The organism is Megamonas sp., assembly GCF_986095205.1.
Genome location: NZ_CFQVBI010000073.1, coordinates 1 through 16925 on the forward strand (window position 1 = coordinate 1; position 16925 = coordinate 16925).

At 33.8% G+C, this 16925-nt stretch carries 16 protein-coding genes and 1 riboswitch; of the genes, 1 reads left to right on the top strand and 15 read right to left on the bottom strand.

What is annotated here, in order from left to right; translation table 11 throughout:
• Positions 1 to 207 precede the first annotated feature (207 nt).
• The 4 genes from coaE to AC5LAX_RS11045 are packed head-to-tail and all read right to left on the bottom strand — an operon-like array spanning position 208 to position 5563.
• A complete protein-coding gene (coaE, locus tag AC5LAX_RS11030; protein ID WP_075554722.1) occupies positions 208 to 801 on the bottom strand; it encodes a dephospho-CoA kinase in 594 nt (197 codons plus the stop codon).
• A gap of 32 nt (positions 802 to 833) precedes the next feature.
• Positions 834 to 1664 (bottom strand): DNA-formamidopyrimidine glycosylase, encoded by an 831-nt coding sequence (gene mutM / locus AC5LAX_RS11035; RefSeq protein ID WP_288909001.1) that lies wholly within the window; start codon positions 1662 to 1664, stop codon positions 834 to 836.
• Between the two features lie 42 nt (positions 1665 to 1706).
• Entirely contained in the window at positions 1707 to 4355 is a 2649-nt protein-coding gene (gene polA / locus AC5LAX_RS11040; protein ID WP_117976432.1) for a DNA polymerase I, read from the bottom strand.
• An 11-nt stretch (positions 4356 to 4366) separates the two neighbouring features.
• The gene (locus tag AC5LAX_RS11045) at positions 4367 to 5563 is read right to left on the bottom strand and encodes a L,D-transpeptidase (RefSeq protein ID WP_288908990.1); all 1197 of its coding nucleotides are present in this window, start codon (positions 5561 to 5563) and stop codon (positions 4367 to 4369) included.
• A 178-nt stretch (positions 5564 to 5741) separates the two neighbouring features.
• A riboswitch (THF riboswitch) is annotated at positions 5742 to 5839 on the top strand.
• A 55-nt stretch (positions 5840 to 5894) separates the two neighbouring features.
• Between AC5LAX_RS11045 and AC5LAX_RS11050 the strand changes: the two genes are divergently transcribed.
• Positions 5895 to 6407, top strand: a complete 513-nt coding sequence (locus AC5LAX_RS11050; protein WP_288908991.1) for a folate family ECF transporter S component — start codon at positions 5895 to 5897, stop codon at positions 6405 to 6407.
• 165 nt (positions 6408 to 6572) lie between these two features.
• Here AC5LAX_RS11050 and AC5LAX_RS11055 read toward each other — a convergent pair whose 3' ends face one another.
• From AC5LAX_RS11055 to AC5LAX_RS11105, 11 genes are all read right to left on the bottom strand, one after another.
• The gene (locus AC5LAX_RS11055) at positions 6573 to 7343 is read right to left on the bottom strand and encodes a 4Fe-4S binding protein (RefSeq protein WP_288908992.1); all 771 of its coding nucleotides are present in this window, start codon (positions 7341 to 7343) and stop codon (positions 6573 to 6575) included.
• A gap of 100 nt (positions 7344 to 7443) precedes the next feature.
• Positions 7444 to 7818: a biotin/lipoyl-containing protein gene (locus AC5LAX_RS11060; RefSeq protein ID WP_288908993.1), complete on the bottom strand. Its 375-nt coding sequence runs from the start codon at positions 7816 to 7818 to the stop codon at positions 7444 to 7446.
• Between the two features lie 46 nt (positions 7819 to 7864).
• On the bottom strand, positions 7865 to 8011 hold the full coding sequence (locus AC5LAX_RS11065; protein WP_008539962.1) for a hypothetical protein: 147 nt from the start codon (positions 8009 to 8011) through the stop codon (positions 7865 to 7867).
• Between the two features lie 20 nt (positions 8012 to 8031).
• The gene (gene mmdA, locus AC5LAX_RS11070) at positions 8032 to 9561 is read right to left on the bottom strand and encodes a methylmalonyl-CoA decarboxylase subunit alpha (protein ID WP_008539956.1); all 1530 of its coding nucleotides are present in this window, start codon (positions 9559 to 9561) and stop codon (positions 8032 to 8034) included.
• A gap of 50 nt (positions 9562 to 9611) precedes the next feature.
• Positions 9612 to 10034, bottom strand: a complete 423-nt coding sequence (gene mce / locus AC5LAX_RS11075; RefSeq protein ID WP_018999831.1) for a methylmalonyl-CoA epimerase — start codon at positions 10032 to 10034, stop codon at positions 9612 to 9614.
• Positions 10035 to 10070: 36 nt separating this feature from the next.
• Complete coding sequence (gene meaB / locus AC5LAX_RS11080; protein ID WP_115152004.1) at positions 10071 to 11012, bottom strand: methylmalonyl Co-A mutase-associated GTPase MeaB; 942 nt, start codon at positions 11010 to 11012, stop codon at positions 10071 to 10073.
• A 152-nt stretch (positions 11013 to 11164) separates the two neighbouring features.
• Complete coding sequence (locus AC5LAX_RS11085; protein WP_008539953.1) at positions 11165 to 11554, bottom strand: cobalamin B12-binding domain-containing protein; 390 nt, start codon at positions 11552 to 11554, stop codon at positions 11165 to 11167.
• A 28-nt stretch (positions 11555 to 11582) separates the two neighbouring features.
• Positions 11583 to 13235 (bottom strand): acyl-CoA mutase large subunit family protein, encoded by a 1653-nt coding sequence (locus tag AC5LAX_RS11090; RefSeq protein WP_008539952.1) that lies wholly within the window; start codon positions 13233 to 13235, stop codon positions 11583 to 11585.
• A 28-nt stretch (positions 13236 to 13263) separates the two neighbouring features.
• Entirely contained in the window at positions 13264 to 14763 is a 1500-nt protein-coding gene (scpC, locus tag AC5LAX_RS11095) for a succinyl-CoA:acetate CoA-transferase ScpC (protein ID WP_117585497.1), read from the bottom strand.
• Between the two features lie 256 nt (positions 14764 to 15019).
• Positions 15020 to 15646 carry a redox-sensing transcriptional repressor Rex gene (locus tag AC5LAX_RS11100; RefSeq protein ID WP_008539948.1) on the bottom strand — a complete coding sequence of 209 codons (627 nt, stop codon included), beginning with the start codon at positions 15644 to 15646 and terminating at the stop codon, positions 15020 to 15022.
• 44 nt (positions 15647 to 15690) lie between these two features.
• Positions 15691 to 16917, bottom strand: a complete 1227-nt coding sequence (locus AC5LAX_RS11105) for an O-antigen ligase family protein (protein WP_008539947.1) — start codon at positions 16915 to 16917, stop codon at positions 15691 to 15693.
• Positions 16918 to 16925 lie beyond the last annotated feature (8 nt).

A 16925-nucleotide genomic window follows, 5' to 3' on the forward strand; every position in this document is an offset into this window, starting at 1 on the left:
ACATTCACGCTTAACTTTATTTCATGTTTACGTTGTAGTTCAGATATCTTTAGGGTTTTCCAGCAATTCAAACAGTATTGGATAGATCTTTGTCTATCTCTACGTACATATTTCTATATACGCTGACTATTTTGTTTGCCTAACTCATGATTAAAATCACAAGTGTACGGTTCACAATAATCAAACTAGACATGAATTATCAACCCTTTATAATAATCTCTCATTCCATATTTTTTCTACTAATTGTAACGTAACTTCTGGAGCATTACTACTATCAATTACCACATCTGCACGTTTTGCTTTTTCTTCTAAAGACATCTGTGCATCTATTCTACTTATTGCTTCTTCTTTAGTTAAGCCATCACGATTTTGAATGCGCTCTATTTGCAACTGTCTGCTGATTTTTACAACCCAAACTTCATCTGCAAATTTATCCCAATTAGCTTCATATAAAAGAGGTATATCTAAGATTACTACTTCTATACCATTTTGTCTACACTCATCTATTTGTTTTACAATTTCATCTCTAATCAATGGGTGCATTGTTGTATTCATCCATGTTTTTTCTTTTTCATCAGTAAATACAATCTGCCCAATGAGTCTGCGATTTAAAGTATTATCTGCATTTAAAACTTTATCGCCGAAATGATTTACATACGCTTGCCAAATTGATTTTTTAGGCTCAGATAGTTGTCGAGCTATAGCATCACCATCAATGATAAAAGCTCCTTTTTGTTTTAAATAAGCACTAACCGTACTTTTTCCACAAGCTATACCACCAGTAAGACCTATAATCTTCATAAAAATCCTCCTTTCTAGCTTTTATTTAAAATTTATTTATCATCATTTAATTTTTGACAATTAGGGCAAAAATAAGTACCTCTGCCATTTAATACGATTTTAGTTATTAAATTATCGCAAAATCTACATTCTTTGCCTTTGCGATTATATACATATAATTTATCTTGATGACTTCCTTTTTCACCTAAACCATTGCGATAATCGCGAAAACTTGTGCCGCCATCTCTTATACCTTCACTTATAACCAAATTAATAGCTTGATGAAGTTTTTCTATTTCTTCATCACTTAAAGAATTTGCTTTACGTTCTGGATGAATTTTACTGATGGCTAATGCTTCATCTACATATATATTGCCCAAACCTGCCACATTTTTTTGATTTAATAAAAATGGTTTTATCTTTGTTTTACTCTTATCTAGACAATCTTTTAAATACTCTATAGTAAAATCTGAAGATAATGGTTCTGCACCTAAAGTATATAGCCCTTTTAAGCGAGAGATTTCATCTGTAGTTATTAAATCCAAAGTTCCTAATCTGCGAATATCTGCATATATCAATTTAGTTTTATCTTCTAAATGATATATTACACAACTATATTTATCTATATCCTCATTTTCCTGTTTATATAATAGCTTTCCTGTCATTCGCAAATGAATGATATTTAATCTGCCATCATCTAAGGACATGATGATATATTTCCCTCTGCGTTTTAAAGATTTGATAATTTTATCTTGCAAAAGCTTTTTATATTCATCGCTACTAGGAGATTTTATTACATCACCTTTTATGATTTCTACATCTACGATTTTTTTATTTTCGATAAAATCTTTAATCCCTACAACAATATTTTCTACTTCTGGCATTTCAGGCACAAAACCACCACCTTTTTATAATTAATTTACTTTTTATTTTGCTTCTGCCCAGTTTTTACCATAATTAATATCAATGATAAGTGGCACTTTTAAACTAGCTGTATTTTGCATAGCTGTTGTCAAAATTTCTGATACTTTTTCTATCTCTTCTTTTACAACTTCTAACACTAATTCATCGTGTACTTGCAATAAAATTCTACTTTTCAAATTAGCTTCTTTTATCGCTTCACTAGCTCTGTTCATCGCAATTTTTATGATATCAGCCGCTGTTCCTTGAATTGGTGTATTCATAGCCATGCGTTCTGCTAATGCACGCTGATTAAAATTACTGCTCTTAATCGCTGGCAAATAGCGACGACGACCAAATAAAGTCGTAACAAAGCCATCTTGATGTGCTTTTTCTACAATTTCATGCATGAAATTCTTCACACCACTACATTCTTGTAAATAATTATCTATATATTCCCCAGCTTCTTTTGGCGAAATATGCAGATTTTTTGCCAAACCAAAAGCACTTATACCATAGATAATACCGAAATTTACAGCCTTTGCCTTACCTCTAAGTTCTGAAGTAACTTCATCTATAGGCACTTTAAATACCTGAGCTGCTGTCGCTGTATGAATATCTTGATTATGGCAAAAAGCATCTATGAAATGCTTATCCTCTGACATATGAGCCATTATTCTAAGCTCAATCTGGGAATAGTCGGCAGATAAAATATAATCATAACCTTCGCCAGGCTCAAATAAACTGCGAATTTTTTTACCTTCCGCTGTGCGTACAGGAATATTTTGCAAATTCGGCTCAGAACTGCTGAGTCTTCCTGTTTCTGTTACAGTCTGATTGAAACTTGTATGAATTCTCTTAGTCTGTGGATTGATTAATGCTTTCAAACCATCTAAATACGTAGTTTTTAATTTATTTAACATGCGATAATCTAAAATCTTAGCGATAATAGGGTGAGCATATATTAAATTTTCTAGCACTTCCGCATTTGTAGAATATCCTGTCTTTGTCTTTTTCAAAGCTGGCAAGCCCAATTTATTGAATAAAATATCGCCTAATTGTTTTGGTGAATTAATATTAAATATTTCTCCAGCCAATTCATAAATATCTTGCTCTAAAGCTGTGATTTGTTTATACATCTGTTCATTCATATCATCGAGTTTTTGCTCATTAATATAAATACCTACAGTTTCCATATCACAAAGCATTTTAGCAAGTGGTAATTCTATTTGCTTATAAAGATTTACCATTTTTTCATCAGCTAATTTATCCGCCAAAATATTACTCAAATCAGCTAAATGTCTTGCACCGCAAATTATTTTTTCTTCTTCATTGAGATTTTCCCATGGAATTTCTTCTTCAATATCTGCCATTTGCCACAATACATTCATTTCATAGCTTCGTTTAGCAGGTTCTAGAAGATATGCCATAAGCAAAGTATCATAAATCTTACCTTTTAAATCCAAATTCAAATGGTAAAGCATCTTTACATCATAAACAAATTTAGTGATTGTTTCATCTTGCAATACTTCACTGAGTTTATCTATATCTTCTTTTGCTCTTATGATACCAAGACTATCTTTGCAACAAATAGCCATCATATCAATGGATATATCCGGCACTTTTCCTTCAAATAAAACCATAAAGGAAACAGATTTTTCAGCTTTTATCTTTGATATTAAAGCATCAATTTTATCTTGCGTAAATTCCTCATAAACTGGCATAGTAGCTTCAAAATTCAAAGCTAATTCAGCATCATCATTTTGACTTGCAACTTCTAATTTATCAGCTAAGACTTTTTTCATACGAGTCAAAACTGTTTTCAACTCATATTTTTGACAAAAATCATTTAGTTTTTGCAAATTAGGAGTCAATTCAAACTCTTGTGGTTTAAAATCCACATCTACTTCACAGCATATAGTAGCCAATTTATAAGATAATCTCGCTAATTCTTGATTTTCCTGTAATTTTTCTTTTAATTTTTTGCCTGAAACATTATCGATATTATTCAAGAGATTTTCTAAATCTTGATATTGTGATAATAATTTCAAAGCTGTTTTCTCACCTATTCCTGGCACACCCGGAATATTATCTGAGCTATCACCCATCAAAGCTTTTATATCAATTAATTTTATCGGTTCAAGACCTGCATATTTTTCTTTAAATGCTTCTTCATCAAAAATCTGCATATCCATGATACCGCGTTTAGTGAGCATAACTTTTAAATTAGGACGAATTAATTGCAAAGCATCTTTATCACCTGTTACAATCAAGGCTTCATAATCTTGACTAGCTGCTTTTGTTGCCAAAGTACCGATGATATCATCTGCTTCATAATTATCTTTTTCAATAAAAGCAATACCCAAAGCTTCCAAAAATTCACGTAGTAACGGTATCTGTGATTTTAATTCATCTGGAGTTTTTTCTCTTTGTCCCTTATACTCTGCATACATTTGTGTACGAAAAGTTTGACGACTTTTATCAAAAGCCACAACTATATTATCTGGCTTATATTCTGTTAGGATTTTTCCCAACATATTAGCAAAACCCATGATAGCATTTGTATATATACCACTTGAAGAAGTAAGTAATGGCAAAGCAAAAAACGCTCTATACATTAAACTACTACCATCTATAATAATAAATCTTTTCTTATTATCTTCTCTTCGTTCCACAATGACCTCCATTATTTTTTAACATCTGTATTTGCTTTTTCCTGTTTGTTTTTCTTATCTGTTACAGCTTTTTTATCGGATTGTGTATTATTATCTTGTTCAAGATTTTTATTATCGTTTTCCATTAAATTAATTTTTTCATCTGTTTGTTTTTTAGGAACAACAATTTCTTTATTTGTAGTATTAGCAGGGATATCTACTACATTTTTATCAGCAGTAATTTTATTTAAAGTTATTTCTGTAACATTTTTATTTAAGCTATAATCATAATCAAAAATATTTGCTATATCTGTCAAACGCATATAAGCTACATTACTATAAAGACTGATATCAGCTTCACCTTTTTGTGTTTTTACTAAATTATTATCCATAGTTATTGGCGTATTTAATGTAGTAGCTAAAGCTTTTATTGGTACATAAATTAAATTTTTATAATTAACTGCTTTATAATTAAGCTTTTTACCATTAAACATAATATTTACAGGTGCTGCTACATAATTTGGTTGACCATTGGATAATTCTATAGATTTAGCCACAGCTTCATCAGTTATAAAATCAGCTATACCATAACCTTTTAGACCTTGTTTTACAAAATCTACTGTTAAATTTTGCATATCATATCCATCTGGATAAATATAATAAGCTACTCTACCATCAAAAGTTTTATCAATAACTAGACGGTTGTACATAATTTGAACTTCTGTACCAACTTCAACTTTGTCAAATACTTTTTCTACATCGGCTTCAACCATACGTACACAACCATTAGAAACATAATGACCTACAGAGTCTGGTCTATTTGTCCCATGTATACCATAATTGCCACCAATACCAATCCAACGATAACCAAGTGGATTATCTTCACCGGAAGGAATAACTACGCTTACATCAGCAGGATCTGTCCATGTAGGATTTACAATTTTTTCTACAACTTTATAAAAACCAACTGGAGTTTTAGTTTCTATTTTACCTACGCCAACAGGATACATCTCTATACATTTATCATTATCATATAAACGCAATGAACGTGCTGGTATATTTATCAAAATCCAACGTTTTACAGTATTTACATTGTTATTTACCTGTATATCCGTTGCCTTATCAGCTCCACCAATCTTATCTTGCGCTGTATTTTCAGCTTGTGCATATGCTACTGTATTAAATACAAACATCACGCCTAAAAGCAAAAATACGATAAATTTTTTCATTATGAATCACTATTCCTTTGCTCCAAAAAATTATATTATATCGTTTACATAATATCACATTTTATTCGTAGTATCTATTATCTAGCTAAAAATACTACCATCTTTATCTACTTATAATCATTAGAAATTTTTATATAGACAAGCCTTCTTTATAGTTTTATAATTGATAGTGCTATTCAGCAGAGTAGATATTTGTGCGTTAAGTGTCAAATAGACGGGGAGTTGCTATTTGAACGAAAAGTTTTTCTTGCGGTACAAATATCGCATCCCGCTGCTACATGAAGGAATATTCCTCCTATGTGGCAACGCAATATCAAGGAGGTTTAATCTCATGTACAACAACTCATCATTATCATCTATCGTTTATGGTGGTATTTTCATGGCTTTAACAATTTTATTTACTTATGTTTTTGCCATTCAAACCACTTTCATTCGCGTAGATTTTGCTTTTATTCCAATTTGTTTATATGCCATGCGTTTTGGCACGGCAAAAACTATTATTATGTCAGCTCTTGCAGATATTATCGGTAGCAACCTTTTTATGCCAGGTTTATATTTTCCTGGATTTACTATAAGTGCTATTGCCTCTAGTTTTATTTATAGCAAATTTCTTTATAAAAAAACTATTACTTTAAAAAAATTATTGCTTATGAATTTGACTATTTTCTTATTTGTTGACTGTATTCTCAACAATATCTGGCTTACTTTAATGTATAAAGATGCTGCTACTTCTTTTTATATCATGCGTATCGTAAAATCAGTTCTTCTATTACCGATAAAAGCTGCCATTTTATATAATATTTATAAGCCTTTACGCTACTTTATCCTCAAATATAATAATTAAAATTTAATATATTTTATATTGGAGATTTTATCATGGGTGATTTATTTTTATTATTTCTAATCGTTGTAGTTTTTCTTTATACATTCTGGGACGATGTATTCACTGACACTAATCAATTTTAATGTAAAAATACTCTAGAGCTTATATTGCTCTAGAGTATTTTTTTTATAAATAAAATTGATTGTCTTTACGTTCACTACACAATGGAGTCAAATGAACACGTAAATTTTCCAATACTCTATTATCCACAAAACGGCAGTTTATCGGACAAACTTTTACACAACGTAAGCAAGAAATACATTTTTCACTATTACATTTATAAGTTTTACTATCAATAGCACCTGTAGGACATTCACTTGCACATTTACCACAAGCTACACAATTTTCTTTTACAAAATCTGGCGCCATTGGTGCTAGTTTTACTTCTTTATACGGTCTATTTCCTGGTATTTCATCTACTAATAAAATATCTTCTTGAAGTTTATTTTTTACCTTTTGCATAAAACTTATCAATTCAGCTTTATCTTTTCTATCTGGTCTACCCTTGCCAAAGTCATGAATTATTGAATGCTCTGTTACAACTGCTGAACCTGCTAAAATTCTAAAGCCTTGTTCTTTAGCCATATCAAATAATTCTATTAAAGTATCTTCTTGTGCTCTATTTCCAAAGGTTACAACTATTATAGCTAATGCATTATTACCTTTAATTTTGCTAAAACGTTCTTTAAAAGTAATAGGCACTCTACCTGCATATGAAGGAACACCTAAAAATACTAAATCATTTTCAGCTAAAGATACATCATCTAGATTTGTATTTCTTGATGTTAAATTTATATTTTTATAATTAGGGCTTATTTGCTCACTCAAAAACTGTAATACGAATTTTGTTGTATCTGTTGGACTAAAAAACAGATTATAAACTTTATCAATATCCATAATAATCTCTCCATTTATAAATATAAAGATTATATACAAATACAAAAAGAACCCATTAGCTTAACTAATGGGCCCTTTCTTTGTAATTTATCGATTAAAATTAACCGATAACAACCATAGTCTGACCAGGTTTTACGCTATCGCCAGCGTTAACTGCGAAAGATTTAACTGTACCAGCATCTGGAGCTGTGATTTCGTTCTGCATTTTCATAGCTTCAAGAATTAAAAGAACATCGCCAGCATTAACAGCTTGACCTACGGAAGCTACTAATTTTACAATTTTACCAGGCATTGGAGCAGTAACAGTGTTGTCACCAGCAGCAGGTGCAGCAGCAGCGGCAGCTGGAGCAGCTTTTGGTGCAGGTGCAGCAGCTGGAGCAGCTTTTGGTGCAGCAGCAACTGGAGCAGCAGCTTTTACTTCTTCAATTTCAACTTCATAAGCGTTACCATTTACAGTGATGTTAAATTTTTTCACGACGTATTCCTCCAAGAATTATCTTTTTTATTTGATTGATGATTTATTAAACAGCATCGCGTCTGCCAGCCATAACCCATGCATCGCTACGTTTAATACGAACAGCCATAACTTTATGACCAACCATCATTTCTACAGCAGCAGTAATAGCAGCTACTATTTCTTCACTGATAGGAGCATTATTATTTGCCATCTTAAAACTCTCTCCTCTTATTATAATGGAACATTACCATGTTTTTTCGCAGGACGTGCTTCACGTTTGCTTGCAAGCATGTTCAATGCAGTGATAATACGAGGGCGGGATTCTTTAGGTTCAATTACCATATCAATGTAACCACGTTCAGCAGCTTTGTATGGTGTAGCGAATTCAGCTACATATTCAGCTGTTTTTGCTGCAACATCAGGGTCTTTTCTGAAGATGATGTTTGCTGCACCAGCAGGACCCATAACAGCAATTTCTGCTGTAGGCCAAGCCATAACTTGGTCAGCACCGAGTTCACGAGAGCACATAGCAAGGTAAGAACCACCATATGCTTTACGAGTGATAAGTGTAATTTTTGGTACTGTTGCTTCGCAATAAGCATAAAGCATTTTTGCACCATGACGAATGATACCGCCATATTCCTGATCTGTACCTGGTAAGAATCCAGGAACGTCAACGAGGTTAACGATAGGAATATTAAATGCGTCACAGAAACGAATGAAACGTGCTGATTTATCAGAAGCATTAATATCAAGGCAACCTGCCATTACAGCTGGTTGGTTTGCAATGATACCAACGGAACGTCCATCAAAATGAGCAAAACATGTAATGATGTTTGTAGCATAATGCTGATGAACTTCATAGAATTCACCATCATCTACTAAGGAACGAATAACATCTTTCATGTCATAAGGCATGTTAGCGTTATCTGGAATTACAGTGTTTAATTCTTCATCCATACGGGATGGATCATCATTTGTAGGTCTTTCTGGAGCATCATCCATGTTGTTGCTTGGTAAGAAGCTTAATAAGTAACGAATTTGTTCGATACAATCATCTTCATTTTCAGCAGCAAAATGAGCAACACCAGAAGTAGTGTTATGAGTCATAGCACCACCGAGCTGTTCAGCTGTTACTTCTTCAGCAGTAACAGATTTGATAACAGCAGGACCAGTGATAAACATCTGGCTAGTATTTTTTACCATGTAGATAAAGTCAGTAAGAGCTGGAGAATATACTGCACCACCTGCGCATGGTCCCATGATTACAGAAATCTGTGGAACAACACCGGAAGCGTCTGTATTTCTCTGGAAAATTCCGCCGTAACCAGAAAGAGCGTCAACAGCTTCTTGAATACGAGCCCCACCAGAGTCATTGATACCAACGCATGGAGCACCCATTTTCAAGGACATTTCTTGTACTTTCCATATTTTTTTAGCATGCATTTCACCAAGAGAACCACCTTCAACAGTGAAGTCTTGAGCGTAAGCATATACTAAACGTCCATCAACTGTACCATAACCTGTAATTACACCTTCAGCAGGTAAATCTTTCTTTTCCTGACCAAAGTTAGTGCAACGATGTTTTACAAACTGATCTAATTCTACAAATGTACCTTCATCAAAAAGTTTTTCAATACGTTCACGAGCAGTCATTTTACCTTTAGCATGTTGTTTTGCAACACGTTTAGGACCGCCTGCTTGTAAAATATGTTCCTTTTTGGCATTCATGAGGTCAATTCGTTCTTGAACTGTAGCCAAAGTTATACCTCCTTAATAAAATCTATATCTATTAAAAAATTTAATATAGATTATTTTGTTTCATCTAAACGCTGAGCAAGTTCAACTAAGATACCGCTAGCTTTTGGATGAACGAATGCAATGCTGGAATTGCCAGCGCCGTAACGAGGTTGTTCATCAATCATACGAACGCCTTTTTCTTTCATTTCAGCGATAGCTTCTTCAATGTTATCAACATTTAATGCAACGTGCTGAATACCAGAACGGCCACCATTTTTTGCAAGATATTTTGCAATTGGGCCATCTTCAGTTGTGGATTCTAAAAGTTCGAGTTCAACTTCACCGCATGGAACGAAGCTTACTTTTACTTTCTGATCTTCGATAACTTCATCTTCTTTAGTGATTTTAATACCTAAAACTTCTTCATAGAATTTTTTTGCTTCTTGAAGATTTGGTACAGCAATACCGATATGGTCAACTCTGTTGATTTTCATTGATAAAACCCTCCTGATATAAATATTATATCTAAATTATTTTTTTAACATATTATCCATAATAGTATTAACTACTGTATATGGGTCATTCTGACGAGTTTCAATATCTTTTACGTAAGCATCTAATTCGCCAGTTTCTACAATATGTTTTGTTATATAAGAACCAATAGATGCACTCAAGCGGTCCAATAACTCATTTTTAGCACGTTTATGACGTCTAATAGCTAATGTTCCACTCTCTACTAAATAATTTTGATGTTCAGTAATTGTATCTACTAATTCATTAATACCTTCGCCTCTACTAGCCATGACTTTTTTAACTGGAGGACGCCAATCTGGTGTTTCTCCATCAAGGTCTAGCATCATATTAAGCTCTGTATATAATTTATCTGCACCATCAAGATCTGCTTTATTGATAGTGAAGATATCACCAATTTCCAATATTCCTGCTTTTATAGCTTGGATATCATCACCAAGGCCTGGTACCATTACAACCATAGTAGTATCAGCCGCTTTAACGATATCAACCTCAGATTGTCCTACCCCTACAGTTTCTACAATAATTACATCTTTGCCAAAAGCATCCATAGCTTTTATTGCATCAGCTGTTTTATGAGATAAGCCGCCTAAGCTACCTCTTGTCCCCATACTACGGATAAAGACACCTTCATCGAGGGTTAAGCTGTTCATTCTTATACGGTCACCTAAGATAGCTCCGCCTGTGAATGGACTAGTTGGGTCAATAGCTATAATACCAACTGTTTTTCCCTGATTGCGATAAGCTCTTGCGAGTCTATCGGTAAGAGTGGATTTACCTGCACCTGGTGGGCCAGTAATACCAAGGACAAAGGCATGCCCAGTATGTGGATACAGTTTTTTCATGATTTCTACTGCAGCAGCTGTTTCATTTTCAATTGCTGTGATTGCACGAGTTAATGCTAAACGGTTTCCATTTAACAATTCTTGAGCTATATCCATATAAGCACCACCTTTGATGTCAGCTCCTGTCCCTTATGCACAGAAGCCACAAATACATTTATATTAAAAATCATCTTGTCTCCTTATAGAGACTAAGAAAGACAAGATGATTTTCTTTATATTATTTAATTAATAACGTTAACTGTTAAAAATTAAGCTTCTTTTACGTGAGCTTTGATGAATTCAATAACGTCAGTTGTTGGTGTACCAGGAGTAAATACTTCTGCAATACCTGCTTCTTTAAGAGCTGGGATATCGCCTTCTGGAATAACGCCACCGCCGATGATTAATACATCGTTCATGCCTTTTTCTCTAACAAGTTTTACAACTTTAGGGAAAAGATGTGGATGAGCACCAGAAAGGATACTCATAGCAACTACATTAACGTCTTCCTGTAAAGCTGCTTCTGCAATCTGTTCAGGAGTCTGACGAAGACCTGTATAAATTACTTCAAAGCCTGCATCGCGAAGAGCACGTGCTACAACTTTTGCTCCGCGGTCATGACCATCTAAACCTGGTTTTGCTACTAATACTCTAATCATTATATTTACCTCCAAATATCTTCACTTATTAAAGATTTACATGTGCTTCATATTCGCCGAATACTTTACGCATTACGCCACAGATTTCTCCGAGAGTTGCATAAGTTTTAACGGCAGCGAGGATATGAGGCATAAGATTTTCGTTTTCATCTTTACAAGCAGCTTCTAAGTCAGCAAGAGCAGCTTCTACAGCAGCGTTGTCACGTTTAGCTTTCATAGCTTCAACTTTAGCTTTCTGTTTTTCACCAACGGAAGCGTCAACTTTAAGAAGACCTTCAACTGGTTTTTCTTCGATCTGGAATTTGTTTACGCCGACAATTGTTCTAGCACCGGATTCAACATCCATTTGCCATTTGTAAGCACTATCCTGAATTTCTTTCTGGATATAGCCTTTTTCAATTGCAGATACTGCGCCGCCAATTTCGTCGATTTTTTTGATGTAATCCCAAGCTTCTTTTTCGATTCTGTTAGTCATAGCTTCAACATAGTAAGAACCAGCAAGTGGATCTACAACATCAGCTAAACCACTTTCATATGCAACAATCTGTTGAGTACGTAAAGCGATCATTACGGATTCTTCTGTAGGAAGAGCAAGTGCTTCATCACGGGAGTTTGTATGAAGGGACTGAGTACCACCCATAACAGCAGCTGCAGTCTGTAAAGCAACACGGATAATGTTGTTGTTAGGCTGTTGAGCTGTAAGCATGGAACCAGCTGTTTGTGTATGAACACGAAGCATCATGGATTTAGCTTTTTTAGCGCCAAATCTTTCTTTCATAACTTTAGCCCAGATACGACGGGAAGCACGGAATTTTGCAACTTCTTCAAGTACGTTGTTATGAGCATTCCAGAAGAAGGAGAGACGACCTGCGAAAGCATCAACGTCAAGACCAGCTTTAATAGCTGCTTCAACGTAAGCAATACCATCAGCAATAGTAAATGCGATTTCCTGAGAAGCAGTAGAACCAGCTTCACGAATATGGTAACCGGAAATGGAGATTGTGTTCCATTTTGGTACATATTTAGAGCAATATTCAAAGATGTTAGTGATAAGACGCATAGATGGACGTGGTGGGAAGATATATGTTCCACGAGCAGCATATTCTTTAAGAATATCGTTCTGGATTGTACCTTTTAATTGATCAGCAGGTACACCCTGTTTTTCAGCAACTGCAATGTACATAGCTAAAAGTACGGATGCAGGAGCATTGATAGTCATAGAAGTGGAAACTTTACCAAGATCGATCTGATCGAAGAGGATTTCCATATCTGCTAAGGAGTCGATAGCAACACCAACTTTACCAACTTCACCTTCGGAGATGTCATCAGTAGAGTCATAACCAATCTGAGTTGGAAGGTCAAATGCACAAGAAAGACCTGTAGCACCGGATTCAATTAAATAACGATAACGTTTGTTGGATTCTTCAGCAGTGGAGAAACCTGCATACATACGCATTGTCCAGAAACGACCACGATACATAGTAGGCTGAACACCACGAGTATAAGGATACATACCAGGGAAACCAATTTCTTCTGTGTAGTCAGTACCTTCAATGTCAAGTGGAGTATATAAACGTTGTTCTGGAAGATGTCCACGTTCTGGGAATCTTGCAACTGTTTTTTCTACACTAGCGTTATATTCAGCTAAGCCAGCTTGGATTTTTTCTTTTTCATTGCTCATAATTTTAAATTCCTCCCTAAAAAGGTTATTATTTCATTGAACCTGTTTCCATGAATTTTTCATGCCAGGACAAAGCTTCTTTAATAATATGTGGAGTTTGTGCATGTTTTGTTGCAGCTTCTGCTCTTTCCAAATAATCCATTAACATAGGTTTATAATCTGGATGAGCACATTTGTTAATAACTTCACGAGCTCTTTCGCGTGGAGCAAGACCTCTTAAGTCAGCTAAACCTTGTTCTGTAACGATGATATCTACATCATGTTCTGTATGGTCAACATGAGAGCACATAGGAACGATAGAAGAGATAAGACCGTTTTTAGCAGTAGATGCTGTAAAGAAGCAAGTGAGGTAAGCGTTTCTAGCGAAGTCACCAGAACCACCAATACCATTCATCATTTTTGTACCCATGATATGAGTGGAGTTTACATTACCATAAATATCGCATTCAATAGCAGTATTCATAGCAATAACACCAATTCTTCTTACAACTTCTGGGCTATTGGAAATTTCCTGTGGACGAAGTAAAAGATGTTTTCTATATTCTTTGATATTTTCATAGAAACGTTTTAATCCGTCTGGAGATGGAGATAATGCTGTACCAGATGCAAAGTTTAATTTACCAGCATCAATTAAGTCAAACATACCATCTTGGATAACTTCTGTATATACAGATAAGTCTTTTAAATCAGAATCAACGAAACCGCTGATTACTGCATTTGCTACATTACCTACACCAGATTGTAATGGTAAGAGATTTTTAGGCATATGACCTTTTTTAACTTCATCTTGAAGAAGTTCAATGATATATTCAGACATTTTGTGATCAGCTTCACTAATTTCGCCAAATGGACGAGTTTTATCTGTAATATCACAAGGAACAATGCATTTAATTTTATCTGGAGTGCAAGGTATGTAAGGTGTACCAATACGGTCGTTAGCCTTAACAATAGGAATTGGAAGACGATGTGGTGGATCAAGAGGCACATAAACGTCATGCATACCTTCGAGTTCTAATGGTTGGCTAGTATTAACTTCTACTATAACCATATCTGCTTGTTGAACGAAAGAAGCTGTATTACCCATAGATGTTGTTGGGATAATGTTACCTTCTTCTGTAATAGCACAAGCTTCTACGATAGCAACATCTAGTTTACCATAGAAACCATAACGTAATAACTGAGCGGATTCACTAAGATGTAAATCGCTATAAGAGATTTCACCAGAGTTTATTAAATTTCTTAATAATTTGTTAGTTTGATATGGCATACGTTTATCGATACCATTAACTTCACAAAGTGCACCATCAAGTTCTGGTCCTACAGAAGCACCTGTATATAAATTAATTTTAAATGGGTGTTCTTTCATGCGTTCAGCAAGAGCCAAAGGCACAGCTTTAGGATAACCAGATGGTGTAAATCCACTAGTTCCCACATTCATGCCTGGTTTAATTAACTCAGCAGCTTCTTGTGCACTGACAATTTTCGCATGCAAAGCTTTATTACGCACACGATCTAAAATGTCAATCATTAAAAATTCTCCTCCTTACCAAAATATATTGTTGCATTATTATGTCGTGTTCCATTATATCATTGTCTAATACGATAATCAAAGATTATTGTATCATTTATGAAATAAATTTTTTTATTTATAATTTTTCAATAAAAAATAAATAAAAATTATAAAAAATCAACACTCCATCTTTTAATAAATAATAACGCATATCACTAACAAAAGCATACCACTACTAGGGAAAAGCGTCAAGTTTTACTATAGGAAAAGAAAGCTATTTTCCTGTAATATAATACGACAATCTACTAAGTCCCACAGATAAATCTTCATTAACAATTTTCACATCTTCAGGGACTCTCATTTTTACAGGAGCAAAGTTCCATATTCCTTTTATATTTGCTTTAACTAATTTATCAGCTACCTGTTGTGCAAATTGAGCAGGTACTGCAATAACCCCAATATCTATCTTCAGATTTTTAGCACAACTTTGCAATTCATCAATGCTTTTTACTTTTACATGATTTACTGTCTTTCCAATAATATTGGGGTCATTATCAAATAATGCTACTAGATTAAAACCTAAAGCAATAAAATTTTGATAATTAGCCAAAGCCACACCTAAATGACCAATCCCTACGATTGCAATATTCCAATGATTATCAAGCCCTAAAATCTTGCCTACATTAAATTTAAGTTCATTGACATAATAGCCAACTCCCTTTTTACCAAACTGACCAAATAAAGCTAAATCTTTTCTAATTTGCTCCGGTGTTAATTCTAATCGACGGCCTAATTCATCTGATGAGATGATATCCATGCCATCATCTTGAGCCAATCTCAAAGTTCTATAATATAGTGGTAATCTATCAATAGTTGCTTTAGAAATAGTTTGTTCTTTCACTGCATTCACTCCTTTAAGGCTTGAGTTTAAATAATATTATTAATTTAATTTTTATATCCAGAAACTACAATTCCTGAAAATAGCCATACAAGCATAGATAATTCTGTATTAAACATTACATAATCTGTAAAACCATTTAATGCTAATGCAGATAAACCTAAGCCTATGCCTAAAAACATAGCTTTAACCAATATATCTAATTTCATAACCTGTGCTTTAAAGGCTTTGTAAATTACACCAAAGAAACAAACCATATAACTTGCAAAACCAAATAAACCAATTTCAGCCATAAAATTTAAATACATATTATGTGCATGTACAATTTTTATAAAATTTCCTTGCATATAATAATCATAATTAGGATAAACCATAAAATATGAACCCCAACCTATGCCCAATAATGGGTGGTCTAAAATCATCGCTATAGTACTTTCCCAAAAAGCAAGACGCATTTCTGAAGATGTATCCATTTTCGTAAAAATAGATGTCATTCTATCAACTAAAGTTGCATCTGAAAGCAATAAGATGACAGCTAATCCTATCAATGCTAATAATACTTTTCGATTATATAAAATACTGTAGACAAAGATTACTAAGGCAATACTTAGACAAGCCCCTCTAGCGTATGTCAAGGTCAAACAAAAGGCTGTTAAACAGAATAAAACTGCAATTACAATGCGAACGATTTTATGTTTTATCAATAAAAACATTCCAGCCATCAAGCCTAACATCAAATCAAAGTAGCCACCTAATAAATTAGGATTTTGCCATGTGGAAAATACTCTCGTTTTTAATCCAGGAAACATTGCTCCATCAGTCCATACTATTTGCTCAGAAGTTAGTCCTATACCTAAAAATGCTTGCATAAAACCATATATTACAACAATAAATAAAGATAAACTTATACAGCTTAAAAATACTTTTAATTGTCCTATATTTTTTAAATCTATACTTTGCACAACTAAGTAATATGTAAGTACATATCGACCAACTAAATTATAGCAATTGTAAAAACTAAATGCTGAATCTGGTGATACTAAAACGGATAAAAAAGATATAATCACAAAAATCATAATGGGAAAATCAAGTATTGTACGTTTCCATTCAAAAAATCCCTTAAATGATTTATAGGCAAAAACACCCCAGCCAGCTACTAACAATAGACTTGATACAACATAGGAAAAAGGTAACATTGTTGCCATAGCTATAACAATGTAAAACATCAATCGTTTACAATCATTATTCAATCTATTTTTTTTAAATATATCCACCTATACAC